The sequence below is a fragment of the Candidatus Hydrogenedentota bacterium genome, from assembly GCA_016791475.1.
GTDB lineage: Bacteria > Hydrogenedentota > Hydrogenedentia > Hydrogenedentales > JAEUWI01 > JAEUWI01.
The window spans coordinates 39,307-65,618 of sequence record JAEUWI010000009.1; the positions used below are offsets into that span (position 1 = coordinate 39,307).

At 60.7% G+C, this 26,312-nt stretch carries 25 protein-coding genes and 1 tRNA gene; 9 read left to right on the forward strand and 17 right to left on the reverse strand.

The window, feature by feature from the left end; genetic code table 11:
• Positions 1-274: 274 nt before the first annotated feature.
• The 3 genes from JNK74_06690 to JNK74_06700 all read left to right on the forward strand — a co-directional run bounded on the left by JNK74_06690 (position 275) and on the right by JNK74_06700 (position 3,585).
• Positions 275-1,402: a 2-aminoethylphosphonate--pyruvate transaminase gene (locus tag JNK74_06690; GenBank protein MBL7645864.1), complete on the forward strand. Its 1,128-nt coding sequence runs from the start codon at positions 275-277 to the stop codon at positions 1,400-1,402.
• A gap of 65 nt (positions 1,403-1,467) precedes the next feature.
• Entirely contained in the window at positions 1,468-2,295 is an 828-nt protein-coding gene (locus JNK74_06695; GenBank protein MBL7645865.1) for a phosphonoacetaldehyde hydrolase, read from the forward strand.
• A gap of 93 nt (positions 2,296-2,388) precedes the next feature.
• A complete protein-coding gene (locus JNK74_06700; GenBank protein ID MBL7645866.1) occupies positions 2,389-3,585 on the forward strand; it encodes a redoxin family protein in 1,197 nt (398 codons plus the stop codon).
• A 22-nt stretch (positions 3,586-3,607) separates the two neighbouring features.
• Here JNK74_06700 and JNK74_06705 read toward each other — a convergent pair whose 3' ends face one another.
• From JNK74_06705 to JNK74_06770, 14 genes are all read right to left on the reverse strand, one after another.
• Positions 3,608-3,829, reverse strand: coding sequence for a hypothetical protein (locus JNK74_06705; GenBank protein MBL7645867.1), 222 nt, complete (start codon positions 3,827-3,829; stop codon positions 3,608-3,610).
• Positions 3,830-3,892: 63 nt separating this feature from the next.
• Positions 3,893-5,893, reverse strand: coding sequence for a cation:proton antiporter (locus JNK74_06710; GenBank protein MBL7645868.1), 2,001 nt, complete (start codon positions 5,891-5,893; stop codon positions 3,893-3,895).
• A gap of 25 nt (positions 5,894-5,918) precedes the next feature.
• Entirely contained in the window at positions 5,919-6,071 is a 153-nt protein-coding gene (locus JNK74_06715) for a hypothetical protein (protein ID MBL7645869.1), read from the reverse strand.
• A gap of 95 nt (positions 6,072-6,166) precedes the next feature.
• A complete protein-coding gene (locus JNK74_06720; protein MBL7645870.1) occupies positions 6,167-7,318 on the reverse strand; it encodes a methionine adenosyltransferase in 1,152 nt (383 codons plus the stop codon).
• A 59-nt stretch (positions 7,319-7,377) separates the two neighbouring features.
• On the reverse strand, positions 7,378-8,085 hold the full coding sequence (locus JNK74_06725; GenBank protein MBL7645871.1) for a 50S ribosomal protein L1: 708 nt from the start codon (positions 8,083-8,085) through the stop codon (positions 7,378-7,380).
• Between the two features lie 128 nt (positions 8,086-8,213).
• Entirely contained in the window at positions 8,214-8,642 is a 429-nt protein-coding gene (gene rplK, locus JNK74_06730; protein ID MBL7645872.1) for a 50S ribosomal protein L11, read from the reverse strand.
• A gap of 108 nt (positions 8,643-8,750) precedes the next feature.
• Positions 8,751-9,398 (reverse strand): transcription termination/antitermination factor NusG, encoded by a 648-nt coding sequence (gene nusG, locus JNK74_06735; GenBank protein MBL7645873.1) that lies wholly within the window; start codon positions 9,396-9,398, stop codon positions 8,751-8,753.
• 13 nt (positions 9,399-9,411) lie between these two features.
• Complete coding sequence (gene secE / locus JNK74_06740) at positions 9,412-9,639, reverse strand: preprotein translocase subunit SecE (protein MBL7645874.1); 228 nt, start codon at positions 9,637-9,639, stop codon at positions 9,412-9,414.
• 33 nt (positions 9,640-9,672) lie between these two features.
• Positions 9,673-9,748: transfer RNA gene (locus JNK74_06745), tRNA-Trp, on the reverse strand.
• 41 nt (positions 9,749-9,789) lie between these two features.
• Positions 9,790-9,939 (reverse strand): 50S ribosomal protein L33, encoded by a 150-nt coding sequence (rpmG, locus tag JNK74_06750; protein ID MBL7645875.1) that lies wholly within the window; start codon positions 9,937-9,939, stop codon positions 9,790-9,792.
• A 35-nt stretch (positions 9,940-9,974) separates the two neighbouring features.
• Positions 9,975-11,165, reverse strand: coding sequence for an elongation factor Tu (tuf, locus tag JNK74_06755; protein ID MBL7645876.1), 1,191 nt, complete (start codon positions 11,163-11,165; stop codon positions 9,975-9,977).
• An 85-nt stretch (positions 11,166-11,250) separates the two neighbouring features.
• The gene (fusA, locus tag JNK74_06760) at positions 11,251-13,344 is read right to left on the reverse strand and encodes an elongation factor G (protein MBL7645877.1); all 2,094 of its coding nucleotides are present in this window, start codon (positions 13,342-13,344) and stop codon (positions 11,251-11,253) included.
• Between the two features lie 215 nt (positions 13,345-13,559).
• Positions 13,560-14,033, reverse strand: coding sequence for a 30S ribosomal protein S7 (rpsG, locus tag JNK74_06765; GenBank protein ID MBL7645878.1), 474 nt, complete (start codon positions 14,031-14,033; stop codon positions 13,560-13,562).
• A 49-nt stretch (positions 14,034-14,082) separates the two neighbouring features.
• Positions 14,083-14,505, reverse strand: coding sequence for a 30S ribosomal protein S12 (locus JNK74_06770; GenBank protein MBL7645879.1), 423 nt, complete (start codon positions 14,503-14,505; stop codon positions 14,083-14,085).
• Positions 14,506-14,799: 294 nt separating this feature from the next.
• On the opposite strand from JNK74_06770, the gene JNK74_06775 reads away from it, so the two are divergent.
• The 5 genes from JNK74_06775 to JNK74_06795 all read left to right on the forward strand — a co-directional run bounded on the left by JNK74_06775 (position 14,800) and on the right by JNK74_06795 (position 20,024).
• On the forward strand, positions 14,800-16,032 hold the full coding sequence (locus JNK74_06775; GenBank protein MBL7645880.1) for an exo-alpha-sialidase: 1,233 nt from the start codon (positions 14,800-14,802) through the stop codon (positions 16,030-16,032).
• Between the two features lie 278 nt (positions 16,033-16,310).
• Positions 16,311-16,754, forward strand: a complete 444-nt coding sequence (locus JNK74_06780; GenBank protein MBL7645881.1) for a hypothetical protein — start codon at positions 16,311-16,313, stop codon at positions 16,752-16,754.
• Positions 16,755-16,845: 91 nt separating this feature from the next.
• The gene (locus tag JNK74_06785) at positions 16,846-17,187 is read left to right on the forward strand and encodes an XRE family transcriptional regulator (protein ID MBL7645882.1); all 342 of its coding nucleotides are present in this window, start codon (positions 16,846-16,848) and stop codon (positions 17,185-17,187) included.
• A gap of 269 nt (positions 17,188-17,456) precedes the next feature.
• A complete protein-coding gene (locus JNK74_06790) occupies positions 17,457-17,756 on the forward strand; it encodes a HEAT repeat domain-containing protein (GenBank protein ID MBL7645883.1) in 300 nt (99 codons plus the stop codon).
• A gap of 264 nt (positions 17,757-18,020) precedes the next feature.
• Positions 18,021-20,024 (forward strand): alpha-galactosidase, encoded by a 2,004-nt coding sequence (locus tag JNK74_06795; protein ID MBL7645884.1) that lies wholly within the window; start codon positions 18,021-18,023, stop codon positions 20,022-20,024.
• Between the two features lie 104 nt (positions 20,025-20,128).
• Here JNK74_06795 and JNK74_06800 read toward each other — a convergent pair whose 3' ends face one another.
• Positions 20,129-21,631 (reverse strand): hypothetical protein, encoded by a 1,503-nt coding sequence (locus JNK74_06800; protein ID MBL7645885.1) that lies wholly within the window; start codon positions 21,629-21,631, stop codon positions 20,129-20,131.
• A gap of 174 nt (positions 21,632-21,805) precedes the next feature.
• A complete protein-coding gene (locus JNK74_06805; protein MBL7645886.1) occupies positions 21,806-22,189 on the reverse strand; it encodes a GxxExxY protein in 384 nt (127 codons plus the stop codon).
• A 636-nt stretch (positions 22,190-22,825) separates the two neighbouring features.
• Between JNK74_06805 and JNK74_06810 the strand changes: the two genes are divergently transcribed.
• A complete protein-coding gene (locus tag JNK74_06810; GenBank protein MBL7645887.1) occupies positions 22,826-24,259 on the forward strand; it encodes a hypothetical protein in 1,434 nt (477 codons plus the stop codon).
• 285 nt (positions 24,260-24,544) lie between these two features.
• On the opposite strand, the gene JNK74_06815 is transcribed toward JNK74_06810, so the two are convergent.
• The gene (locus tag JNK74_06815; GenBank protein ID MBL7645888.1) at positions 24,545-26,002 is read right to left on the reverse strand and encodes a hypothetical protein; all 1,458 of its coding nucleotides are present in this window, start codon (positions 26,000-26,002) and stop codon (positions 24,545-24,547) included.
• Positions 26,003-26,312: the final 310 nt, after the last annotated feature.

The following is a 26,312-nucleotide window of genomic DNA, read 5'->3' on the forward strand; positions in this document are numbered from 1 at the left end:
GAACGGACTCAGCGCAGCCTGCAGCCGCAACCAGAGTACTTGGACCACGGCGACACGGAGGCGCGGAGAAGATAAGGCGGATAGAGGCGCGGGCGCCGAGTCGCGGTAGGCGTGTTTTGTTCCGCTTGGAATCGGAGTAACGAATCTCGTCACTCGTGAAGTTGGTCTCGGAAGCCTGGCTAACCAAATACTCACTTGACAACATATACAGGCGCTTTGAGATACTCCCGCGAATTTTCGACCCCGCGCCCCAACCCCGACAGGAACGCCCGCCATGCCCTCCCCGATCAGCGGATGGAAAGACAAAATTCTTTTTACGCCCGGCCCCCTGACGACAAGTCAGACGGTAAAGCTGGCGCTGCTTCGCGATCTGGGATCGCGCGATGGGGACTTCATCGCCCGGGTCGCGGACATCCGCCGTCGGCTGCTGGATCTGGGGGGCGTGTCGCCGGATGAATTTACGGCCATCCCGATGCAGGGCAGCGGGACTTACGCGGTGGAGTCGGTCTTTTCATCCACCGTTCCGCGCGACGGCAAGGTTCTGGTAATCATCAATGGCGCCTACGGCCGCCGGATCGCCCAGATGTGCGCGACTCTCGGCATCGCTACGGGCACGCTGGAGTTTCCCGAGTATCAGACTCCCGAGCTTGCCCGGATTGAGACGGAACTGGCGGGTGGCGCGTACACGGATGTCGCCGTGGTTCACTGCGAAACCACGACGGGCATCATCAATCCCATCGAGGCCATCGGCGCACTCGTGCGACGCGCGGGCGCGCGATATATTGTGGACGCGATGAGCAGCTTCGGGGCTGTGCCAATCGATATTGCCGGTGCGGGTATTGACTATCTTGTCTCGTCCGCGAACAAGTGCATTGAAGGGGTGCCCGGATTTGGCTTTGTGATCGCGCGGCGGGCGGCGCTGCTGGAGACGGAGGGACGAGCGCGCAGCCTGAGTCTGGATCTCCTGGCCCAGTGGAAGGGTCTGGAAACCAGCGGCCAGTTTCGCTTCACCCCGCCGACGCACGTGTTGCTTGCTTTTCATCAGGCCCTGCTCGAACTGGAAGCGGAGGGCGGCGTTGCGGGGCGGTCGGCGCGCTACAGGGAGAACTACCGGGTGCTGGTGGAGGGCATGGGCGCACTGGGCTTCGAGGCGTATCTTCCACCGGCGCTTCAGGGCTATATCATCACGTCCTTTCGCTACCCCGCGACGCCGGGCTGGGACTTCGAAACCTTTTACGCGCGACTCAATGAACGGGACTTCGTCATCTATCCCGGCAAGGTCAGCGATGGGGATTGTTTCCGGATCGGAAATATCGGGCGCATCTTTCCCGCCGACGTGAAGGCCCTGCTGGCCGCGATAAGGGATGTCCTGGCAGCAATGAACGTCGCGCCGGGCACTTGAATGGCGGGTGCGCTGAGAACCACCGTTATGCCGTTTGAAAATCCTGAACTCCGAAAGGTCTTTTGATGTCTTCCATTCGCAGCCCATATCGTGGGCCCCTCAAAGCGGTTATCTTTGACTGGGCCGGCACCACGGTCGACCATGGATCCCGCGCGCCGGCCGGGGCCTTCCAGGCACTGTTTCGGAATCATGGCGTGGAGGTGAGCATCGCCCAGGCCCGTGGCCCGATGGGAATGCACAAGCGGGATCATATCGCGGCGATGCTGGCCATGCCCGAGATCGCTTCCCAGTGGAGGGCGGTCCATGGCGGGGCGTGGACGAATGGGGACCTTGACGCCCTTTTTGAGGCGTTCATTCCATTGCAGATGGAGGCCCTCCCCCATTTCCTCGATGTCATCCCCGGAATCCCGGCGATGGCGTCGGCGCTGCGCGAACGGGGCCTGAAGATTGGTGCGACGACGGGCTACAACGAGGCCATGATGGGGTTGTGCCAGCGTGCCGCACGGGACGCGGGTTACACGCCCGATGTGAGCGTGGCGGCCAGCCAGGTGCCCGCGGGGCGCCCCGCGCCGTGGATGGCGGTCACAGCCGCGATGGAGATGGAGGTCTATCCCTGGTCGGCGATTGTGAAGGTCGGCGATACGGTAACGGATATAGAGGAGGGGCTGAACGCGGGGATGTGGACGATTGGCGTCACGCGTACGGGGAACGAAGTGGGTCTCTCCCTCGAAGAGGCCGCGCGCCTGGACAGTACGGCGCTGACCGCGCTGGTCTCTCGGGCCGAGGAGAAACTCCGTGCCGCGGGCGCGCACTATATTGTGGAGAGCGCGGCGGATATCCTGCCGGTGCTCGATGCAATCGACGCCCGATTGTCGGCGGGAGAAACGCCCTGATCCACGCCAGGGAGGGGGCGTGATGACCATCGATGTGCTATGATAGGGCATGAGTCACCGCAGCCTTGGCACCCCCGTGCTGGAAAGAACGTCATGAGAGCTCACTGGTCTGTCTTTACCTTCGCCCTGTTCCTTTTCGCCTGCGGAGCGGTCCATTCGCAGGAGGCCCCCTCGCCCCCTTCGCCGGAGAAGGCGCTGCTTCAGGGCAGCATCGATTTTCTGAGCGGGCTTCCCGCCTTTTCGACGGAAATCCAGATGAACTTTGAACTGGCGGACAAGGCGGGACGAACCCGCGACGGAAGCATGAAGGGGAAGCTGGACTTCTCGGGGACGGACAAGGTCCGGTTCCGCGTGGATATGGAAGACGGCTACATGGAGCTTTTCTTCTCTCCCGCGGGCAAATTCCTGTATATCTCTCAGGAAAACCAGTATGTGGTCGGAAAGAATTTCGGGAATCGGCAGCGTGCCCTGACGCTGATGCCGGGGCGCGAATTCGGTCCCGCGCAGATCATGCTGACCGATTTCCTGCACAATGATCCCTCCCTGATGAAATCCATGGAGACGGCGACGCTGGTCAAAGCGGAAACGGAAGACGCGGAGGCGCCGGAGCGGGTTCAGACGAGTGGCGGCGGGGTAACCGCCGACTTCTGGCTGCGCCGTGGCGCGGAGCCCTTTCTGGAGAAGCTTCAACTGGATCTGCTGAAGATGGCGAACGAAGGGAACCCCGAGCTCACGAAGGTGCTGGTGACCTACACCTTCAGCAATTGGAACACATCGCCGGAGTTTGGTCCGGAGCATTTCGCCTTCACCAAACCCGACGGCGCGACGGAGCTTGACCCGACCGGGGGTCGCCCGGAGGATCCGCTGAAGGGCAAGCCGGCGCCGCCGATCACGCTTTCGCTCCTGGGCGAGGGAACGCTCGACCTTACGGCGCACGTGGGCAAGAACGTGGTGATTCTGGATTTCTGGGCGTCGTGGTGCGGTCCCTGCCGCCAGGGCCTGCCCATTGCTTCTTCGGTTGCGAAGGAGTTTGAGGACAAGGGCGTGGTGTTCTACGCGGTGAACATTGGGGAGAACGCGGAAGTCGCCAAGGCGTTCCTGGCCCAGACGGGCCTGGATTTCCCCGTGGCGCTGGATCTGAATCGGGAAGCCCAGCAGAAGTATCAGGCGAACAGCATCCCCAAGACGGTGATCATCGGCAAGGATGGTGTGGTGCATACGGTCCATCTGGGTGTATCGCCTACGTTCCGGATGGATCTCACGGCGACGCTTCAGGAACTCACCCAGTAGTGCCTGCGGGGCGCGCACGAAATCAGGCGCCGCCCCAGAGCTCGATAAAGATGTCGCCTTCGGCAGGCTGGAGCAATTCCGGGCGGATAAGGCGCTTGACGATGGGATCGGGCACGCGGGTAATTTCACCGGTATCGGGGATGTGGGTCAAGGTGCGCAGGACCTTTTGTGCGTCGTCGCACTCATAGTACATCCAGGCATTTCCTTTGCCGGGGACAAACTGTGATGTCTTGAAGTACTGCATGGGGATCCTCGTGCGCCCGGGGCGCGTGTTGGCGGTTTTCTTCCGGCTGCTGTTGGCGGGGTATTACTCGACTTCGGTCGCTTCTTTTTCAGTGGGGTTCAGACAGCCCTGGGCGGCATCCAGCTCGGCGTGGCTCCCCACCAGTACCAGCACGTCGCCCAGCGAAAGCTCGAAGGCGGCGGCGGGGTTGGTGTTGGGCTTTCCGCCCCGGACGACCGCAATGATCGTGACCCCGGAGCGTGCGCGCAGGTTGAGCTCGGCGATCGTCTTGCCAACGGCGGCACTGCCCTCGCCGATGTAGTAGGTCTTGGTGGCGGTGAGCCGGAAGACTTCGAGCAGTTCCTGCATGTTGTTGGACAGCTCGACGGTTTCGTCTCTGAGGAGGCCGTAGCCGCCGGCGCGGACGGAGGCGATCTGGGCCTGGATGATGTTGTCCGGCACGCGGAATTCTGTCAGCACGGTGGCGAAGAGCTTGATGGAGACTTCGAAATCGGCGGGAATCACGGTGGTTGCGCCGGCGGACACGAGGGGCTCGAGTTCATTGATATAGTCCGTGCGGACGATGATGGGCACATCGGGCCGCAGCACGCGGGCCTGGGCCACCATGCGGCGGGTGGCTTTTCTATCGTTTACGGCGATCACGAGGGCGCGCGCCTGGGCCAGGCCGGCCTCGGCGAGGATGCGCATGCGGGTGCCGTCCCCCACGAAGACCTCCTGCCCGTTGTCCCGACCTTCGCGGGCGAGCATGGGATTCATTTCGAGTACGCAGCAGGGAATGTGGGTGGCCTTGAGGACGCGGCACAAGTTCTTTCCGTTGATGCCATAGCCCACGACGATGACGCGCTGCACGGCATCGTCGTCGCCGCCCGGGCCCTGCTCGTCCTTTGCGCCGCGCCGGAGGAGGTTTTCCGCGAACCGGCTGATGGCTCCGGACATGGGCAGGAGGGCCGCGCCGACCATCATGGTGCCCACGATGATGGGGATGAGGCTGTCGAGGATTTTCACGTCGAGGAGTTGGGCGCTGTTGGCCTCGCGGGCGAAGACGTAGCCGAATTCGCTTACGGTGCAGAGCCCGATGCCCGCCTGCACGCCCACGCGAAGGGGCCAGCCCGCGATGATGACCGCGGCGGTGTTTATGAGCGTCTTGGCGACGAGGATGGCGAGGACGATGCCGAGGAGGCCAAGCCAGTGGTCGAGCACGTAGTGCATATCGACGAGCATGCCGAGTGAGATGAAGAAGAGGGCGTTGAATACGTCGCGGAAGGGGGTTATCTCGGCGACGAGCTGGTGGCGCTGATCGGCCTGGGCCAGGAGGAGCCCGGCCATGCAGGAGCCGAGTGCGAGGGGCCAGCCGACGAGGCCGGCAAAGGCGGCGCCGCCGAAGGCCATGAATACGGCGAAGAGGGTGAGCAGTTCGGGTCCGCCGTAGCGTCCGAGCCCCGAGAGGACCTTGGGGAGGACGATTCTGACGGCGACGACGGCGAGGACCATGGCAATGAGGCCGATGAGGGCCTGAATGATGGAGGCGCTTGCGGAGGAATCGCCGGATTTTGCGAAGAAGGGGAAGAGGAGCATGAGCACGATGACGTAGACGTCCTGCAGGAGCAGGTTACCGGTGCTGATGTGTCCCGCCGGGGTGCGAATTTCGTCGCGGTCGCTGAGGGTTTTCAATACGATGGCGGTACTGCTGAGGCTGATGGCGATGCCCATGAGGAGGGCGGGAATGGCCCCCATGCCGGTGAACAGGGTGAGGCAGGCGAGGGCGGCCACCGCGACGCCGACAAGTTGGATTGCCGTCATGACCAGGAGTCGGCGCCCCGCGTGGAGGAAGTGCTGGGGGGAGAGCTCGAGGCCGATGACGAAGAGCAGCAGCACCAGACCGAACTCGGCGAAGGACTCGACCTCTTCTTCATTGACCATGTGCAGTACGGAGGGGCCGATGAGTATGCCGGTGCAGAGGAAGCCGAGAATGGACGGCGCCTTGATAAATCGAAACGCGAGTGCGGCGATGAGCGCCGTGCCGAAGAGGACGGCGGATTGTGAGAGCAATTCTGCACTGTGCATGAAACGGGGGGCTCCTGTCTGAAGGTCAGGTCGCGCGATCGAGCAGGATATCCACTTCGCCGCGGATTAGCTTCAGGATCTCTTTTCGGTGCTCTTCGGAGACTTTGTAGTGTTGCTTTTCTTCGAGGAGTTCGATTGTTCGCATCGCAACCTGATGGGCGAAATCATGTACTTTCATGGAAAGCTCCCGTGAATGTAAAAAAGCCATCTGACGCGTGTGAGTGTGTCAGATGGCCTGGGTGAATTCAATCGTGGACGATCATGCGCGGAATATTAGATCCCCGCCTTTTGCTTCAAGGCGGCCGCCTGATCGGTCTCTTCCCAGCGGAAGCCCTGATCTTCGCGACCGAAGTGACCCAGGGCCGCGGTCTTGCGGAACTGGGGACGGCGAAGGTCGAGGGTCTTGATGATGGCGGCGGGGCGGCAGTCGAAGTGGTCCTTCAGCAGCGCGCTCAATTCGCTGTCCTTCATCTTGCCGGTACCGAAAGTGGTGGCGTGGACGGATACCGGTTCGGCGACGCCGATGGCGTAGGCCAACTGCACTTCGCAGCGATCAGCGAGGCCGGCGGCCACGACGTTCTTGGCGATGTAGCGCGCCATGTAGGCCGCGCTGCGGTCCACCTTGGACGGGTCCTTACCGCTGAAGGCGCCGCCTCCGTGGCGTCCCATACCGCCGTAGGTATCGACGATGATCTTGCGACCGGTCAGACCGCAATCGCCGACGGGGCCGCCGATAACGAAGCGGCCGGTGGGGTTGATGTGGTACTTGATTTCGCCTTTCACATACTCCTGCGGGAGAATGGAAGCGATCTCTTTGATCAGGGTCTCGCGGATCTCGTCGTGGGTAACTTCCGGAGAGTGCTGGTTGGAAACCACGATGGTGTCGATGCGAACGGGAACGTTGTCGATGTACTCCACGGTCACCTGGGACTTTGCGTCGGGCTGAAGCCACTTGATGGCTCCGGTCTTGCGCAGCTTTGTGATGTGGCCCAGGATTTTGTGGGAGAGCGAGACGGGCAGGGGCATCAGCTCGGGGGTTTCATTCGACGCATAGCCGAACATCATGCCCTGATCGCCGGCGCCCTGCTCCTTGTCCAGACCTTCGCCTTCGTTCACGCCCTGGGCGATGTCGGGCGACTGCTTGTCGAGGGAGACCATGACGGCGCAGGACGCGCCATCGAAGCCGGAGTCGCCACCGTGGTACCCGATGTCGAGAATGGTGTCGCGCACGATGCGCGGGATATCCACCTGGGCTTTGGACGTAATTTCGCCCGCGACCATGCAGATCCCGGTGGTCACGAGGGTCTCACAGGCCACGCGGCTCATGGGATCCTGGGCCAGCATGGCATCCAGGATAGCATCCGACACGTTGTCCGCGACCTTGTCGGGGTGGCCTTCACTGACTGATTCAGAGGTGAAAAGCATGCGATCTTCCTGGCTCACGGTGGTCTCCTTAATTGGCCCTGGGGGCTGCTTGCGGGTGCTCAGGTCAACTGGGAAGCGAGAGAGGCCACATCGAGACGCACGCCGGGTCCCATGGTGGTGCTCATGCAGCAGCCTCTGAGGTAGATGCCTTTGCACGCCGACGGCTTCGCCTTGATGATGGCGCGGATGACTTCGACGGCGTTTTCCTTGAGCTGCTCTTTGGTGAAGGAAGCACGGCCCACGGGAACGTGGATGTTCGCGTTCTTGTCGACGCGGAACTCGATCTTACCCTTCTTGATGTCCGTGACGGCCTGACCGACATTCGGCGTGACGGTGCCGGCCTTGGGGCTGGGCATCAGGCCGCGGGGTCCGAGGACTTTGCCGAGGCGACCGACGAGGGCCATCATGTCGGGGGAGGCGACGGCGCTGTCGAAATCCGTCCAGCCGTCCTGAACGCGCTGGACGAGGTCTTCGGCGCCGACGGCTTCCGCACCGGCTTCCTTTGCCGCCGCGATCTGGTCGGCCTGCTTGCAGAAGACGACGACGCGGGCGACTTTGCCGGTGCCGTGGGGCAGGGACACGGAGCCACGGACCATCTGGTCCGCGTGGCGGGGATCGACGCCGAGGAGGAAGGCGAGGTCGACGCTCTCGTCAAACTTGGCGGTGGCGCATTCCTTGGCCTTTTCGGCGGCTTCTTCGATGCCGTGGAGGCGGTTGGGGTCGATTTTGCCTTCGAGGGCCTTGCGGCGCTTGCTGAGCTTTGCCATGATGAATTCTCCCGTGGTGCATGCGAAGCCGGGGCTTCTCCCACTGTTGGCATTCACTATCGTTTAAGAACAACACCGTCTCGGTGATTCCGAGACGGTGCAAAAGAACGGTTTTACATGAGCGGAACTTATCCTTCGACGAGAAGGCCCATGCTGCGGGCGGTGCCCGCGATCATGCTTTTGGCCGACTCGATGCCGGATGCGTTCAGATCGGGCATTTTGATGGTGGCGATTTCCTCGATCTGGGCGGCGGTGACGGTGCCGACTTTGACCTTGTTGGGCTGGCCGGACGCGGAGGCGAGCTTGGCGGCTTTTTTCAGCAGAACGGCCGCGGGCGGCGTCTTGGTGATGAAGCTGATGCTGCGGTCGTCATAGATGGTGATGACGACGGGGATGACCATCCCGGACTGCTCGCGCGTGCGTTCGTTGAACTGGTTGCAGAAGTCCATGATGTTTACGCCATGTTGGCCGAGGGCCGGACCCACGGGGGGTGCGGGGTTGGCCGCACCGGCGTTGACCTGCAACTTTACGATGGCTTTTATAGGTTTTGCCGCCATGGCATTAACGCTCCATTCTTAGTGATTTGGTGCTCAAGAGCCTCGAACTGGATTCCGTTGTATTCCAGCATGGGCAGCACCAGGTGTTGTTGGCTTGCGCCCGGTACCCTAGACTCGCTCCACCTGCCAGAATTCGACTTCCACACTGGTCAGGCGCTCAAAAATCTCTACCATAACCTTCATGTTACCGCGCTCGGCGTTGATCTCGTCGATCTTGCCGATGAAGTTCGCGAAGGAACCGTCAATAATCTTGACCCGTTCACCTTCGTCGAACTCGACTTTCGGCTTGGGACGGGCTTTTTCGCCGCGGCTCACCTCAACGATCTCGGCGATTTCCGAGTCTTCGAGGGGCACCGGCAGGGTGCGGGACCCGATGAAACCGGTGACGCCGGGCGTTTCCTTGATGAGGTGCCAGAGCTCGGCGTAGTTTTCCGGGTGCTCGGGAAGCTGCACGAGAACGTATCCCGGATAGGACTTCCGGCTCGGGCTGGCCTTGGTGCCGGGCCGAAGGTCGGTGTTCTCTTCCATCGGGACGAGCACGTTCGAGATCAGGTCGGAAAGGCCTTCCTGCTCGGCGGCGGCGATGAGCATATTCTGCACGTTCGCCTCCTGACCGGAGTGGGCGTGCAGGGCATACCAGCGCCGCCGGATGCCGTCCTGCGGGACGGGCTTCAACCGGATGCCGGAAACATCATCGTCATCACCATCGTCGAGCACATTCGCGTCTTCGATGTCTGCGAGGGGCTTGTCGGTCACGGTGCGGCCTCCATTATCCCGAAATTGCAAACAACAGGAGCACAAACTGCTCGAACACTTTGTCAAACAGGAATACGACCGCAGCCATGGCCAGCAGGAGGAACATGGTCACCTTGGTGGACACCTTGAGGTCATCGAGCGTGGGCCATGTCACCTTGCCCATCTCCACCAGCACGTCGGCGTAAAAACTCTGAATCCGCGCGATGAGACCCGGTTTCTGTTGTTCTGTTGCTGTCGCCATGAATAACCTTTGCGTCGTACGAAAAAACTTAAATGGCAGGCCTGGAGGGACTCGAACCCCCAACCTTCGGCTTTGGAGGCCGCTACACTAGCCATTGTGTTACAGGCCTGCAGTACCATCCGGGGTAAGGATGGTAAAGATCGAGTTGGATTAGCGCGTTTCCCGGTGCAGGGTGTGCTTGCGGTCGAACTTGCAGTATTTCTTCAGTTCGAGGCGCTCGGGATGCTTGCGCTTGTCACGCATGCCGGTGTAATTACGGCGCTTGCACTCGGTGCATTGTATCGTTATTTTCTCTCTCATGCAACTATACCCACTGGTTGTGGACCGCGGAGGGTCTACTTAATGATCTTGGTAACGACACCCGCACCAACGGTGCGGCCGCCTTCGCGGATGGCGAAGCGGAGCTCTTCGGTCATGGCGATGGGCGCAATAAGTTCGGCCTTGATCGTCACGTTGTCGCCGGGCATGACCATTTCCACGCCTTCGGGAAGGTCCAGCTTGCCGGTCACGTCCGTCGTGCGGAAGTAGAACTGGGGGCGGTAGCCGGTGAAGAAGGGCGTGTGACGGCCGCCTTCTTCTTTCGTCAGCACGTAAACTTCGCCTTCAAACTGCGTGTGGGGCGTGATGGAGCCCGGCTTCGCGATAACCTGGCCGCGCTCGATGTCGTCGCGGTTCACGCCGCGCAGCAGCAGACCCACGTTGTCGCCCGCCTGGCCTTCGTCCATCAGCTTGCGGAACATTTCAACACCCGTTACCGTCGTGTCGATCTTGTCCTTGATACCCAGGATTTCGACCTTGTCGCCAACCTTGACGATACCCTGGTCGATTTTGCCCGTGGCCACGGTGCCGCGACCGGTGATGGTGAACACGTCTTCGACGGCCATCAGGAAGGGCTTGTCCAGGTCGCGCTTGGGCGTGGGGATGAACTCGTCCACGGAGCGCATGAGTTCAAGAATCTTGTTCGCGCCGATTTCCGGATCGCGGTCTTCCATGGCGGCCAGGGCCGAACCCATGGTGATCGGCGTGTCGTCGCCGGGGAATTCATATTTGCTGAGGAGTTCGCGGAGCTCCATTTCGACCAGGTCGAGCAGCTCGGGGTCGTCCACCATGTCCACCTTGTTCATGAAGACCACGATGGCGGGCACGTTCACCTGGCGGGCCAGCAGGATGTGCTCGCGCGTCTGGGACATGGGGCCGTCGTTGGCCGCGACCACCAGGATCGCGCCGTCCATCTGGGCGGCGCCGGTGATCATGTTCTTCACGTAGTCCGCGTGGCCGGGGCAGTCCACGTGCGCGTAGTGACGGTTTTCCGTCTGGTATTCCACGTGCGCGATGGAGATCGTGATGCCGCGTTCTTTTTCTTCCGGAGCCTTGTCGATGTCCGCGAAGTTCATGGCGGTGGCGCCGCCGGTCTTGGAAAGCACCTTGGTGATGGCGCTCGTAAGCGTCGTCTTGCCATGGTCAACGTGACCGATGGTGCCCACGTTCACGTGCGGCTTGTTGCGCTCGAATTTTGCCTTCGCCATGTCTTCGTTTCTCCTTCTTTACGGCTGCCGCGGGGTTGTCGCGGCGATTCCAAATTTACGGTCTTCGGTAACGCAGTGCCGGATATTAGAACCGGAAGCTGTTGCCAGCCTTTTCCATGATTTCGTTGGCCACGCTGGTGGGCGCGGGTTCGTAGCTCGCAAATTCCATGCTGTAGGAAGCGCGGCCCTGGGTGCGCGAACGGAGGGTGTTGGCGTAGCCGAACATTTCCGCAAGGGGCACATAGGCCTTGATCGTCTGGGTCGTGCTTTCGCTTTCCATACCTTCGAGGCGGCCGCGGCGGCTGTTGAAGTCGCCGATCACGTCGCCGGTGTATTCGTCGGGGGTAATCACTTCCACCTTCATCACCGGCTCAAGCAGCACGGGGGACGCCTTGGGGGCGGCCTGCTTCAGGGCCATGGACCCGGCGATCTGGAAGGCCATTTCGGAGGAGTCCACTTCGTGGAACGAGCCGAAGGTAAGGGTTACCTTCACGTCCACCATGGGGTAGCCGGAGATAACGCCGGATTCCACCGCTTCCTTGCAGCCTTTTTCCACCGCGGGAATGTATTCCTTGGGGATCACGCCGCCCACCACCTTGTTTTCAAAGGTGAAGCCGGAGTTCGGCTCGCCGGGTCCCAGGGTAAGGACCACGTGGCCGTACTGACCGCGACCGCCGGACTGGCGGACGAACTTGCATTCGGCTTCGGCTTCCTTGCGGATGGATTCGCGGTAGGCCACCATGGGCTTGCCCACGTTGGCTTCGACCTTGAACTCGCGCTTCATGCGGTCGACGATGATGTCGAGGTGAAGCTCGCCCATGCCGGCGATGATGGTCTGGCCGGTTTCTTCGTCGCTGTAAACGCGGAAGGTCGGATCTTCTTCGGCCAGCTTGACCAGCGAGTCGGACATCTTGTCCTGATCGGCCTTGGTCTTGGGCTCGATGGCGATGTGCACCACGGGCTCGGGGAAGTCCACCTTCATCAGAGCGATGGGATTCTTTTCATCGCACAGGGTGTCGCCGGTGGTCGTGTTCTTGCAGCCGATTACCGCGCCGATGTCACCCGCGCGCAGCTCCTGAAGGTCGGAGCGTTCGTTCGCGTGCATTTCCAGCAGGCGGCCGAGGCGCTCGCGCTTGCCCGTGCGCACGTTGATCACCTGGTCGCCCGCCTTCAGAACACCGGAGTACACGCGGATGAAGGTAAGACGGCCAACGTGGGGGTCGGTGATGATCTTGAAGGCAAGGGCCGAGAAGGATTCGTCGTCGGAGGGCTTGCGGACCATCCGGTTTTCGGGGTGGTGGGGTTCCGCGCCGACGATCTCATCCACATCCACGGGGGAGGGAAGGTAGGCCACGACATTGTCGAGCATGAGGCGCACGCCCTTGCTGCGCAGGGCCGTACCGGCCATAACGGGCGTAAAAGCGCCGTGGAGAGTGCCCTTGCGGATGCCGGCCTGAATTTCTTCGATGGTCAGCTCTTCCTCGGCGAAGTACTTTTCCATGAGGGCCTCGTCCGCTTCCGCAGCCGCTTCCACCAGGGTATGACGCCATTCCTCGGCCTGTTCCTGAAGCTCCGCGGGAATCGGGATTTCGACCTGTTCGGTGGCGGCGCCCTCACCCTTCCAGGTGAAGGCCTTCATGGTCACGAGGTCAATCACGCCGTTGAACTGGTCTTCGGAACCGATGGGGAGCTGAACCGGAATCGGGTTGGCGCCCAGACGGTCCTTCATGGTCTTGATGGCTTTTTCGAAGTTCGCGCCCACGCGGTCCATCTTGTTGATGAAGGCGATACGGGGAACGTGGTAGCGGTCGGCCTGGCGCCACACCGTTTCGGACTGGGGCTGCACGCCCGCCACCGCGCAGAACACGGCCACCGCGCCGTCGAGCACGCGCAGGGAGCGCTCCACTTCGGCGGTGAAGTCCACGTGGCCCGGGGTGTCGATGATATTGATCTTGTGGCCCTTCCATTCGCACGCCGTTGCGGCCGACGTAATGGTGATGCCGCGTTCGCGTTCCTGGGCCATGTAATCCATGGTCGCGGCGCCGTCGTGCACTTCGCCCACGCGGTGCACGCGACCGGAGTAGAACAGCACGCGCTCGGTGACGGTGGTCTTACCCGCGTCAATGTGCGCCATGATGCCGATATTCCGAACTTTGTCCAGGGGAAGTGAACGAGCCACAATATATTCCTCTTAAATTAGCTGTAAAACGCCTCGTGTGCGCTGCGCATCTGTCTGCGCAAACCCTGAATACGCCCATACCGGGCGTCAGGCACACACAACACAGCCCGTCACCCCGCCTACGGAAAGACAGGGCGCAAGACTGGCAATTCTCCTACGAGGGCCCGGGTCGGACGACATGTCACAAGGACACGGCGCAACCTCGAACCACGAAACTAGAATCGGAAATGGGCAAACGCTTTGTTGGCTTCCGCCATACGGTGCGTATCTTCTTTCCGCTTGATGGTGGTACCCTGACGCCCGTAGGCATCCAGAAGCTCACCCGCGAGACGCTCGCGCATCGTCTTCTCGCCGCGCTTGCGGGAGAATTCGATCATCCAGCGGAATGCGATGGCCGTGCGGGTCGCGGGCGCGATCTCCACAGGGACCTGATACGTCGCACCGCCAACACGGCGGGACTTGACGTGAAGCAGGGGCTTCGCGTTGTCGATGGCCGTGTTGAAGACAGACAGAGGATCTTCCGAGGGCAGTTTGGCCTTTACCAAATCCAGTGCGCCATAGACGATGGATTCGGCCACGCTCTTCTTGCCATCAACCATTACGGCATTGATGAACTTGCTGAGCGTGATGCTGCCAAACTTCGGATCAGGCAGGATTTCCCGTTTTTGAATTTCTCTCCGTCGAGCCATTTTATTATCGTTCCATTAGCTTCTAGCTACTCGTAAATACAGACGAAAATTATCGCTTGGGCCTTTTAACGCCATATTTCGAGCGGCTAACCCAGCGACCAGCGTGAATTTCTTTACCACCATCCATCTTGACGCTCGCGGTACCGCCGCAGTCGCCCTGGGAATCCAGAACGCCACGGATCAGGTGATAGCGAACGCCGGGAAGGTCTTTCACACGGCCGCCACGGATCATAACCTGCGAGTGTTCCTGCAGGTTATGGCCAATGCCCGGAATATACACAGTCACTTCCATGCCGTTTTTCAGGCGCACACGGGCCACTTTCCGCAACGCCGAGTTTGGTTTCTTCGGCGTCATGGTGTAGACACGAGTGCATGTCCCCGAAGCCTGCGGACAAGCTTTCAGGGCCGGTGACTTTGTCTTCGAAACCTTCGTCTTGCGACAGTTTCGTACCAGTTGATTAATTGTAGGCAAAACGACTACTCCTCATTGGGAAACGGATTGTGCGGACAGAAGAACTCCGCCCAGACAACGGCCCAGAAGCATAGCAAAATTTGCTGGCTTTGTCAACACCCTTGTTCTTTCCAAGGGCATTAACTTTGCCTGCAGGTTCAGGGGACTTCGGGGCAAGACGTGTATTATCCCTTTTATGCGGTGGTCATGTCAAGTTTCACGCAGCTTTTCTTTTCTCGGTCGTTTCCCGTTGACCCGGAGCGCCATCCCGGCCTACCATCCAATGGTGTATGAACCGGGTTTGGAGCTGCCTCTATGAACACCTTCTCCGTGCTTGCCTGCCTCCTCCTCCTCGCTGCTGGCCCGCTGCCGTCGCCCGGCCCCCATGCCGTTTCGGGTAGCGATGGCCTGACCTATACCATTGATTTAACTACAGTTATCGAGGATTTTGATGGGGAAAAGTGCTGGTTTCACCCCCGCGCCGGCATCCTGCCCAATGCCAATGGCGACCCCACCGTCCTCTTGACGATGCAGCGCTGGCAGGTCAACGTTTCGGACTATTTCTCGGGCCTGAGCATGGTCCAGTCGGTGGACCTCGGGCGCTCGTGGACCCCGCCGGTCGTGGTCGAGGCGCTCGCCATGCGCCGGGAAGACGATCAAGCCACGGTCGGTGTTTGTGACTTCACCCCCGGCTGGCACCCGCAGACCGGGAAGCTCCTCGGCTTTGGACATACCGTGCGCTACCAGGGTGGCAAACTGATGAAAGACCCGCGCCCCCGCGAAACGGCGTGGTCGGTCTATGACGCCGAGGCGGGCACCTGGCGCGCGTGGCAGACGATCAACATGCCCGATGTGCCCGAGTTCTATAACAGCGGCAACGGCTGCGGACAGTGGCTGGTGGACGACAGCGGCGACCTGCTCGTTCCATTCTACTTCAAGGAGAGGGGAAGCAACGTCTACGCAAGCGCCGTGATGCGGCTTCGTTTCGATGGCAACGCCATGACTTATATAGAACATGGTGCGCCACTGCGTGTCGAGACGCCGCGCGGCGCGTACGAACCGTCGCTCACGCGCTTCCGGGGGAAGTACTACCTCACGCTGCGCAACGACGATCGCGCCTACGTTTCTCGCGGCGGGGACGGCCTCAACTTCGAGCCCATCCGCCCCTGGACCTTCGACGATGGCGAAGAGATCGGCAGCTACAACACCCAGGCCCACTGGGTCACCCACAGCGACGCGCTGTTCCTCGTCTACACGCGCAAAGGCGCGAACAACGACCACATCCTGCGCCACCGCGCGCCCCTGTTCATGAGCCAGGTGGACACCGAACGCATGTGCCTGATTCGCGCCACGGAACAAATCGTCATCCCGGAACGCGGCGCCATGCTCGGCAATTTCGGCGTGGTCACCGTCAACCCGCACGAGACCTGGATCACCGACGCCGAAGGCATGCACAAGTCCGGTGAGCCGGAAAAACACGGCGCCACCGGCGCGGTCTGGGCCTCGAAGATTCGGTGGTCGAAGCCGAATTTGCTGCGGTTGCCATAGGACTGGATGGGGTTTTTCTGTTGCGCAAAATGGTGAGAAAAAGGTGTACAATGGCGTGCGGGATCGACTGTGGTTAACGCCAGGCCCGAGTGTATTCAATGAAGGATAGCAACACGCAATGACCTCAATCCCAACCAATCGAATCTGCACCAGCCGGGTAATTCGCCCCGGCGCAACGCCGCAGGACGAGCCGCAGCCAGCCCCCTCAACACCGGGGGAACGCATGGAAGCTGTATGGACATTGACGCTGGCTTGTCTGGCCTGGAACGGGGGCATTGATGGTGAACCAAGACTTCAGCGATCTGTTGTCCGAATTCAACGCCCAGAGCGTTGAGTACCTCGTCGTGGGAGCCCATGCACTGGCCGCCCACGGGCATATCCGGGCCACCAAAGACCTCGATGTATGGGTGCGTACTGATCCAGCCAACGCACGGCGTGTATTGAAGGCCCTGCGAAGTTTCGGCGCGCCGTTGCTCGACCTGAGCGAGTCCGACCTTTCAGAACCGGGCATCACATTTCAGATCGGCGTGGAACCGCTGCGCATTGATATACTGACTCGGATCGATGGGGTGACATTTGACGAAGCTTGGGATGCTCGTGTGCTTGCCACATTCGCCGGAGTTCCCGTCACGGTGCTATCGAAAGCCTATTTGATTCAGAACAAACGTGCATCGGGTAGAAAGCAGGACCTTGCGGATGTCGAGTGGCTGGAGAAAGCATAAAGGACTCTGACCGTAGCGAGTGTATGGGTTTTCGAGTGTACGAATTCAACTCAGTTTTCTGAGTAACGAAACTCATGTTGGAATTAACGATATGGCCGCAGAAGAGACGATCAAGGAGTTCAAATGCACCGAGAATCCGTTTCGTGACTTTGGCGTACGAAATCCGGACCAAGCCATGGCGAAATCCATGTTGGCTATGTACATTCAGGATGCCATCGAATCCAAAGGCATCAGCCAACGTGAGGCGGGCGAACTCATGGGCGTCGACCAGGCCAAGGTCTCCGCAATCATTCACGGCAAGCTCAAAGGCTTTACCATGGAGCGACTGTTGCGCTGCCTGAACGCTCTGGACCTCAACGTCGAAATCAAAGTCACGCACAAGCCCAGCCGCGCCAAGCAAGCCCACACTGTGGTAACGGGCATCGCGGGATGAGGTCCATGCGGACGGCGATGCGTCTATTGGCACAGGGTTGTTCTTGGCGCATGCGACCGACCAGTGCCAAAGCCTCTCGCTCTCCGCTTGCCAATTGGCTCGCCCTCTACAACTCGGCGAACCCAGACGTCAGACTTCGCGCTGCCCAGGCGCTGGTCAAGCGTCCAGACACCCCCCTGCGGGTACTATTGGATACGTTGGACACATTATCCCACAGGGGCCTTGGGGCCGACGTCTGCGAAGCACTACTATCGCGCCAAGATCCCGATTTGTACAAAGAAATGGTTGGACGGCTTGAATCCAACGACCATTTCCTTCGCGAAACGGCATGTAAGGTGCTCGGTCGTTCTGGGAATCCGAGCATTTCGGCAAGGTTGCTGCCCATGCTTGACGACCCCCACGTCGCGGTCCGGCAAGCCGCCGGGCATGCCCTCGCCGCCCTTGCCGATCCCGCTTCAACCCCGGAAATAAGACGGCGGCTTGTGGCACATCAGAATGACAACATCAACGTCGTAGTGGCCCTGCAAGCCGCTCTAAATGCCCTCGATAGTGAAACTGACAGCGTGTAGTTGCTCAGTTGGTTACTGGCGTAGCGATGGGACGTCGCCAGTTGCCGCGGCCAGTCATATTCGAACGGACCCCCTTCCGTGTATTTCCGTGCCCTTCCGTGGTCAACTCTTATCCTCGACCGCAGGAAGAAGGTACGGAAATTCGCGGAAACGCTATTGAAGCAGACTGTCATACGCCAAAGATGCTACTCTTTGTGCAATGTGCGTTTTTTCGCGGCAAATTCCGATAACACCGCGCACCATATCACCCTTTGGAGCCTTCCCATGTTTCGAGACCTCTTTCACCTCGTCGCGACGCTCTGCATGGTAGCCAGTTCGTCCCACGCAACGGATCTGAATGACTTCCCTGGCAAGAGTACCGCCCCCTTCTCCGTGACTTACGGCGGCGAAACCCACGCCGGCACCTTCCCCGACACCTGGGTTGTTGCTCACAAAGCCAACGCGGATCTCCCGGCCGACCGCCAGCAGCGAAGCACCCAGTGGACCGACCCTGCGACGGGCCTGGAAGTGCGCCTTGAGATCACGCGCTATACCGACTTCGACGCCATCGAGTGGGTGCTCCACCTCACCAACCACGGCAGCGCGGACACGCCCATCCTCGAAAACATCCACGTGGCCGATTTTGCCTGGAAGGACGCCGGGGCCGCCCCCATCACCCTCCACCACGCCGAGGGCAGCCACGCCATCATCACGGACTTCCAGCCGAAGTCCACGCCCCTGGAATCCGGTACGCCCGCCGTCTTCACGCCCTTCGGCGGACGCTCCTCGGACGGCGTTCTGCCCTTCTTCAACCTCGCCGGGCCCGACGGCGGACTGATGGTCGCCATTGGCTGGACGGGACAATGGACAGCGTCATTCAACCGCACCGACGCGGGCGTCCAGATTCAGGCGGGCTTCGAGCAGGCCCATTTCAAGCTCCTTCCGGGCGAATCGGTGCGCACGCCGTCCGTCCTCCTCATGCCCTGGACCGGCACGGACCGTATGGTGGGCCAGAACAAATTCCGCAGGCTCCTCCTGGAGCACATCGTGCCCCAATACGACGGCGCGCCTGCCGCACCCCTGTTGGCCGCGTCGCCCCACGCCGTCATCCCCTTCGAAGGCACGACCGAGGCGAATTGTGTCGAGGCCATCCGCAACATCGCGGCGCAGAAGCTTCCCGTGGACCACTTCTGGATCGACGCGGGCTGGTTCGTGTCCCCGCAGAAAAACTGGGCCCGGGGCGTGGGGAACTTCACCCCCGATCCCGAGCGCTTCCCCAATGGGATGAAGCCCGTGGCCGACGCGGCCCACGAGGCGGGTCTGAAGTTCCTCCTCTGGTTCGAGCCGGAGCGCGTCATGACCGACACCTTCCTCTTCAACGAGCACCACGATTGGCTCATCCAGCCGCCCAGCGACTTCCCCGCCGATCTGATGTATCAGTACAACGACAAATTCCACCTCCTCGACCTCGGCAGGCCCGATGCCGCGAAATGGGTCACGAAGACCGTCTCCGACGCCATCACCGAGGTCGGCATCGACGCCTACCGCAACGATTTCAACATGTACCCCTCCTACTACTGGCGCGCCAACGAAGCGCCCGATCGCCAGGGCATCAACGAGATCAAGTACGTGACCGCCCTCTATCAATACTTCGACACCCTCCGCGCGCAGCACCCCCAGCTCCTCCTCGACACCTGCGCCAGCGGCGGACGGCGCATCGACCTGGAAATGCTCAAGCGCGCCCTCATCCTCACCCGCTCCGACTACCTCTGGGACCCGACCGGCCAGCAATGCCACACCTACGGCCTCGCCCAATGGCTCCCCATCACCGGCATCGGCGCCGCCAGCACCGGCCCATACGAATGCCGCTCCGGCTACGGGTCCCACTTCACCTTCGCCGTGGACTATTTCTCCAAAGACCCGGCCGTATGGGACGCCGCCCGCAAGGCCCTGGAAGAGTGCAAGGCCATCGCCCCCCTCTCGCGCAAGGACTTCTACCCTCTCACGCCGTACACGACGCAAAACGACGCTTGGATGGCTTGGCAATATCATGACCCGGAAAGAGACCAAGGGGCCGTGCAGGCCTTCCGACGGCAGGATTGCAAGGAGGGTACACTGACTTGTACGCTGCACGGATTGACGCCTGGGACGGAGTACAAATTGGCCAACGCGGACTCCGGGGACGTGACGCGCATCACCGCAAATGAGAGCGGCAACGCCGATATCAGCATTACCTTAGCCACCGCACCAGTCGCCGGAATACTCACCTATGAGGCTGTAAGCAATTAGCGCTCTTCCCTTTTGCGATAGCGTCATGGCGTGAACTCCAGAAGTTCGGGCACGCAAAGACGCAGAGGCGCAAAGAGCTACAGACGATGCTACGCGTTAGTCATTCAATCGCCGTACACCATGAACTCGTCCGCCAACGCCATAAAAGAATCCGGCTCCTGATGGAATTCCAACCATCGGCGCATCAACGCAACCACCTGAATCATCCTGTGGCAGTAAGCGTGCCCCATCGGCTTGCCACTCTCCCGATCGAAAGTAACCAGAAAAATTGACGGCTCTTTGTCTTTTGCGAACATGAGAGTGCATGTCCTTCCTCCTTCCACCGCGCGTGCAAATGCCACATCACGCGCCTCCCCCTGAAGCACGCCGAGAGCACTGCCCTGCTCCGTAAGGATGTAATTCGCGGGTTCGATGAGCGCGTGCACCAGCTCCCCATAGACGCCCGATTCCCAGACATTCGCAAGGTATCGTTTCAGGAACTGGAAGACCACACCGGCATCGCCCTCGACCTCACAAGTGCTGCAGTGTCTATCGTGCCCGGCACTGTATCCCAACGGTTTTGGGTACGCCGATCTGTCTGCCCACACCCAGGGCATGCCCGCCGTCGCATAGGGATACTCGGAGCAACGACTGAAAGCGAGTCTGCCCATGCTCGTGAACGTAAAGAAACGGCGCGTGACCGGATCCGCCCCAAGTAGCTCCAAGAGTGGCAGGTAACATGCCATATATTGGCTCTCGCAGGACTTTCGGTCTTCTCGCGCCCAATGGATCTCGCGATTCCAGTGCCAACCAGCGTAGTCACCGCGCTCGAAAAAGTCCGCGTAAGGATGAATCGTCAATTGAGGGACTGCCGACCCAATTCCCGTTACGGACGCTTCTTCCACGATCCACACTTGCGCTGCTTTAGCGATTTCAGGGAATGAGGCCGCCTTCACGCTTCCGACGACTGTATTCCTCAGCTCTACGGTGCAGCGAAAACATCTGTCCTCCGGCATTCGCGAAGCATCGATTCTAAGCAAACGCCCCGTGCCCTCAATGCGAACCTCGCCGCCGTCCCCAAACTTACCCGGTTCAATCTCGATTCGCATTGAAATACCGTGTAGTGCGCAATAGCTGGTGACGTAACCTACGAGCTCTAATAATGCGCGTTTTCGTATATCGACACAAGGAAACGCCTCGTAGAGATCATCCTTCGTTGCGACATCAAGCACCCAACGCCGAATACAGGCCACGACGGCTTTCGAGGTGTAGAATCGCCCCTCGGGATCGCGTTCGGAAGTCCTCTCCTCGCAGGCCCTGTCGCTCACATCACGAAAGACGATAAGAAATTCCGCGCCCGGATACTTCCTTGAAATATCACGGAAGCTAAAACGACTGGCCTCACGTTTTCGCATACGCTTTACACGCCGTAGACCATCCGCTACATAATTGAAGCAATTGATGTGGCAGGTGCGTGCGCCCGCCGATGCGTCGATGTGCCAATGCACGCCGAAGCCCGAAATGGAGAGGGACACCGCAGGCTCAGCGCCACTTAGCGACTTCGTCAGATGGTGCAGCATATCCTTCGCAAGGTCTTCTTCAATAAATCGACTCTTCTCGCCCATCATCTGCCTTCCGGTGAAAAACTCTCAATTTGCCCGCACCAGATTCCGATCCAGTGTATTCCTCCTCAACTCCTACACTCAACTCCATTGCTCCCCTCCTTTGCGCCTTAGCGCCTTTGCGCCTTTGCGTGAGACCAAATAGATCCGTCACGCAAAGACGCAGTGGCGCAAAGATTCTTACTCCTCCAGCCCGTTCACAATCCGCCAGATGCCGTCTTTCATCAATGCGGCGCCAAAATTGAGCAACAACCCCAGTCGCTTGTCCATCAGCCGAATATAGGTGAGTGTTTGTTTCTTGTGTACTGGAGCTACGCTCTCCACCGATTTCAATTCGAGCACCACCTTATCCTCCACCACCACGTCCGCCCGAAATCCCTCCTCAAAATGGAGTCCGTCATAAACCACCGGCACGGCCACCTGCCGCTCCACCTTCAGTCCCCGCTTGCGCAATTCGTGGCACAACACCGTTTCATATACCGACTCCAGCAGCCCAGGCCCCAGCGCCACATGCACCGTGTATGCCGCATCCACCACGTGCTTCGAAATCTCGTTCTCAGTCATTGCGCTGCTCCTCTGCCGCCCGGTTGGGGGCAATGTTGAAAACCACCACGCACGAAGCGCCCCTGCGCGTTTGCGTGACTGGATGAAACAAAAATAATCTCACGCAAAGGCGCTAGGGCGCAAAGGAAAAATTCGCACGGGCACTTCTGAACCCAGTCCCCTCAGTGAGTTCCATAGCAGGGGTAAACCGCTCGCCGAGTCACCGCAATTGATCACCGTCATCGAGCAGACTTCAGGACCCAATACGATCTCAACTTTGTCAGCGACCAACTCAAACCGATGCCGTCTAAAGCTTAGCCACGCTTGACCGTGGCCACTTTGAAAGCCGCCAATTGCCATAGCCCCTTCTCTTCCTTCCCCTCTTTGCGCCTTAGCGGCTTTGCGTGAGAATGTTTCTGTTGAACGCTAAGGCGCAAATAAGGATTCTTGCCTCCCGTCGCCCCCCTGTGCCACCATTAACCCCAGTCCGGGGGGGAACCGGACACCCCTCCCCCGGGAAAGGAGGCCGCCATGCGCGCCATGTCTTTCTTGTGCTTTTTCATGCTCGTCAGTACGTCCCTCTTCGCCGATCCCACCCAGGACGCCGAGCGCAATGGCGAGCAGGCGCGCAAAGCTTTTCTCGCCTGCTCCCGCTTTGTGGAGGGTTGGCTGCAGCACGCAGACCCCGCTTCTGGCCTGATTCCCCGCAACCTCACGCAGGATTTCTACTGGAACGCGAAGGACGCGGCGGCGGACAACTATCCTTTCATGGTCCTCTCGACATGGTTCACCAACCGCGCCGTATTCGACGGACCCATGCACGCCATCCTGGCGACGGAGCAGCGCGTGGCGAATCGCGTGGGCGTATTGCCCGATGATTTCCTCTTCGCCACCCAGGCTTTTCGCACGGACACGCCCGACGTGGCCGCCATCATCTTCGGCGCGAGCGAGTATGTGAAGGACGGCCTCCTGCCGCTCAACGAACTCCTCGGGCCGAGTCCCTGGACGGACCGCATGCTGGGCCTGCTGGACGGCATCTGGGAACACGCCACGATCGACTCCGAAGTGGGCAAGCTGCCCTCTACCTCACACGAAGTGAGCGGCGATCTCATGCAGGGCTATTCGCGCGCCTATTGGATGACGGGCAACTCGGCCTATCGCGACCACGCCTTTCAACTTGCGGCCTATTTCTTCGAATACCACTCGCCCGTGGATGCCCCCGAGCTGCGCCTGGACGATCACGGTTGCGAGGTCATCAGCGGCCTCTCGGAAGCCTACTACATCGCCGCGCAGCAGGATCCCGAGCGCCACGCGCGGTGGAAGCCCGCCATGCACCGAATCCTCGATCGCATCCTCGACGTCGGCCGCGATGAGAACGGCCTGCTTTACAACAAGATCGATCCCCGCGACGGCAAGATCCTCGACCAGGACCGGACGGATAACTGGGGCTACAACTACAACGCCTTTCTCGTGGTGGACCAGATCGATAACGTGCCGCGTTATCGCGAGGCGGTGGCCTTCGCGCTGCGGAATCTCATGGCGAACAAGGACTTTCCCTGGGAGGGCGACATCGCTGATGGCATCGCCGACTCCCTGGAAGGCGGGATCAACCTCATGAACCGCCTTCCCGACCCCGCCGCCGCCGAATGGGCCGATTACATGGCCACGCGCCTCCTCGCCAAGCAGCGTGACACGGGCGTCGTCGCAGGGTGGCACGGTGATGGCAATTTTGCGCGGACGGCCCTCATGTGGGCGCTGTGGAAAACCCAGGGCTGCTACCTCGAACCCTGGCGCAACGATCTGCGCATCGGCGCCGTGCCCGACGGAGCGGGCGGCCTCCAGATCGCCGTCTCCGCCGACTGGCCCTGGTCCGGCAAGATCCGCTTCGACGTGCCGCGACACGCGGAGTACTTCAAGATGCCCACGGACTACCCCCGCCTCAACCAGTTCCCCGAATGGTTCACCGTAAAGGAGGAGGAATCGTTCACCGTGGACGGCAACGCCATGTCCGGTGAAGCTCTCCGCGCCGGGCTGCCGGTACAGGTGGACGGCAAGACCGTGGCGCACCTGGCGCTACGTCGCGCGCCCTGAGTGGACCGTTGTCTTTGGGCCTGACGGAGGAAGAACTGGCGCACGTATTCCAGCAGCTTCCCGGTTCAATGGGCTTATGGAAGTTCGCCGCGCCGGGGTTGCGCACACGAGAGCGATCACGTCTCCGGTGTAGCCGGAAATGCACTCAACCCGGCGCCGACCAGTCCGCAGCGGGCCAATGGCTGATGGCGACGTGATGTGCATCCCGACCGTAAAGCGATCCAGATACGCGATTGCATAATCACCATCGCAACTCTTCCCTCTCTCACCCTTCCCGCATCCCGCTTAGAACCCTGCCACGCCAATTCCCAGACGAACCGGCGTGCTCTCTTCCAGTTGATCACGGTAGTGCCGCAGAAGCGCGCAGCGGTCCGCGTCGATGATGTGGTCATTGCCCTTCTCGTACACAATCTGGCCCGACGTTCCCACGCCGTAGGTGTGGGAGGCGTACTGGGATTCTCGATCCGCAATGGGTGGAAAACGAATGGTCCCTTCGTTCATGCGCCGTTGCAGCAGCTCGGTCATGAACTCTTTCACGCGCCGCCGCACGAGGTTGCCGTCGGGCATCGGTTGCAGCTCCATGCTGCCGCCAAACTCAAAGGCTTGGATTTTCTCACACCAGTCCTCCCCCAGGGCCATGAGCTGGTGGGCCACGGCGCGACCGCTGTTGCCCGCGTCGATCCCCACGCCGCGAAAATCGTAAGCCGCGTCCAGCGACTGGATGATCTGCTGCTGCCGCGCATAATTCACGCCCTCGAGGTGGAGGCGCAGCACGTTGACAATATAGGGCGGCTCGCTGCGATACACCACGAACTCCGAGGGGTCCCGCGCATAACCCAGATCGCAACCGAGATAATAGTCGCCCCGCGCCACGAAGCCCGGCCCGTCGAAAGGGTCGTCTTCCATCAAGCTGATGTTTTCGAAATCTATACTATCGTCCACGCACTGAAGATATTCGTCCAGCGAGAACACGGCATGCATGGGCGCGCCGTGCTGACCCAGGACCCGGTGGATATAGCCCGGCGTGTTGCGTCCACCGTAGAGCAGCGCCAGCTCGGCGTCTTTCGCCGCATCGAAGTTCGGATTCATTGAACTGGGCCAGTTGTATTGCTCCGCATCGGGCATCTGGCTCATGCGGTAGAAGCTGTTGCGCAGTCCATTGGGCACACCGTAGACCCAGCGCCGTCCGCCTCCATTCAGCGCCTGATAGAGTTCGCCCCACGACGCGTCGGTCATTTCCTGGGCCTCGTCCACGATTTGCCAGTCCACGTGCATGCCCTGGAAGTTCGTGCCGCGCGGCCCGGCGATGCGCCCCCACAGCACGAATCCATTGGAGAAGCGGAAGAACCACGATGGCGAACGCTTCATTTCGACCAGCGAGGGCGCGAGCTCGGGCGTGCCCTGAAAGCGCCGTACGAGCCGGTTCATCAGCGGAAAAAGCTGGTTCTCCGTCTGGGTCGCGATGAGCATCTCGGAATCCGGGCACGCCACCATGGCCCACGCGGCGATGGCCTCGATTTCCGTGGTCTTGCCCACGTCGCGCCCGTCGCAATGGACCTTGCGCGCCGCCTGCGAGTTGAGCGAGCCCCGCTGATAGTCCCGCACACGCCAGGGCGTGCCCGCGCGATCATGGAAGAGGTGCTCCGCAAAGGCGGCGCGATCCTGGAGAAAGAGCCAGTTCCGCGCGGACTCGGGCGAAATCCCGCGCTGGACGAGGGTATCGATATGGGGAAGGAGATGCATGGTGGATGCTCCTGATTGGTTCACAGTGCCTGTTTGCCTTCTTATGCTGTCGTTCGCCCCGGCGCGCTTCCGTGCCGTATAATCCGTGAAGGAATTTTCTTCAGGAGTATCATCATGCGTCTGTCCCATTGCCTGCCGGTCGCCGTCTTGTGTCTTTCCGCCGCCCTGTTGAGCGGCTGTCCGCCCCTCCTTTCCCCCGGGGTGATCCGCACGCCCGATCTGGTCTATGGCAAAGGCAACGTGGAGAGCAACGAGGCCGGCATTTATACCCTGGCCGATCTGCGCTACGACCTGATCGAAAAGGAAGGCA

Coding starts and splice junctions, on each gene's coding strand:
- JNK74_06690 (MBL7645864.1), top strand. CDS start 275: ATGCCCTCCCCGATCAGCGGATGGAAAGACAAAATTCTTTTTACGCCC.
- JNK74_06695 (MBL7645865.1), top strand. CDS start 1,468: ATGTCTTCCATTCGCAGCCCATATCGTGGGCCCCTCAAAGCGGTTATC.
- JNK74_06700 (MBL7645866.1), top strand. CDS start 2,389: ATGAGAGCTCACTGGTCTGTCTTTACCTTCGCCCTGTTCCTTTTCGCC.
- JNK74_06705 (MBL7645867.1), bottom strand. CDS start 3,829: ATGCAGTACTTCAAGACATCACAGTTTGTCCCCGGCAAAGGAAATGCC.
- JNK74_06710 (MBL7645868.1), bottom strand. CDS start 5,893: ATGCACAGTGCAGAATTGCTCTCACAATCCGCCGTCCTCTTCGGCACG.
- JNK74_06715 (MBL7645869.1), bottom strand. CDS start 6,071: ATGAAAGTACATGATTTCGCCCATCAGGTTGCGATGCGAACAATCGAA.
- JNK74_06720 (MBL7645870.1), bottom strand. CDS start 7,318: ATGCTTTTCACCTCTGAATCAGTCAGTGAAGGCCACCCCGACAAGGTC.
- JNK74_06725 (MBL7645871.1), bottom strand. CDS start 8,085: ATGGCAAAGCTCAGCAAGCGCCGCAAGGCCCTCGAAGGCAAAATCGAC.
- rplK (MBL7645872.1), bottom strand. CDS start 8,642: ATGGCGGCAAAACCTATAAAAGCCATCGTAAAGTTGCAGGTCAACGCC.
- secE (MBL7645874.1), bottom strand. CDS start 9,639: ATGGCGACAGCAACAGAACAACAGAAACCGGGTCTCATCGCGCGGATT.
- rpmG (MBL7645875.1), bottom strand. CDS start 9,939: ATGAGAGAGAAAATAACGATACAATGCACCGAGTGCAAGCGCCGTAAT.
- tuf (MBL7645876.1), bottom strand. CDS start 11,165: ATGGCGAAGGCAAAATTCGAGCGCAACAAGCCGCACGTGAACGTGGGC.
- rpsG (MBL7645878.1), bottom strand. CDS start 14,033: ATGGCTCGACGGAGAGAAATTCAAAAACGGGAAATCCTGCCTGATCCG.
- JNK74_06775 (MBL7645880.1), top strand. CDS start 14,800: ATGAACACCTTCTCCGTGCTTGCCTGCCTCCTCCTCCTCGCTGCTGGC.
- JNK74_06780 (MBL7645881.1), top strand. CDS start 16,311: ATGGTGAACCAAGACTTCAGCGATCTGTTGTCCGAATTCAACGCCCAG.
- JNK74_06785 (MBL7645882.1), top strand. CDS start 16,846: ATGGCCGCAGAAGAGACGATCAAGGAGTTCAAATGCACCGAGAATCCG.
- JNK74_06795 (MBL7645884.1), top strand. CDS start 18,021: ATGTTTCGAGACCTCTTTCACCTCGTCGCGACGCTCTGCATGGTAGCC.
- JNK74_06800 (MBL7645885.1), bottom strand. CDS start 21,631: ATGATGGGCGAGAAGAGTCGATTTATTGAAGAAGACCTTGCGAAGGAT.
- JNK74_06805 (MBL7645886.1), bottom strand. CDS start 22,189: ATGACTGAGAACGAGATTTCGAAGCACGTGGTGGATGCGGCATACACG.
- JNK74_06815 (MBL7645888.1), bottom strand. CDS start 26,002: ATGCATCTCCTTCCCCATATCGATACCCTCGTCCAGCGCGGGATTTCG.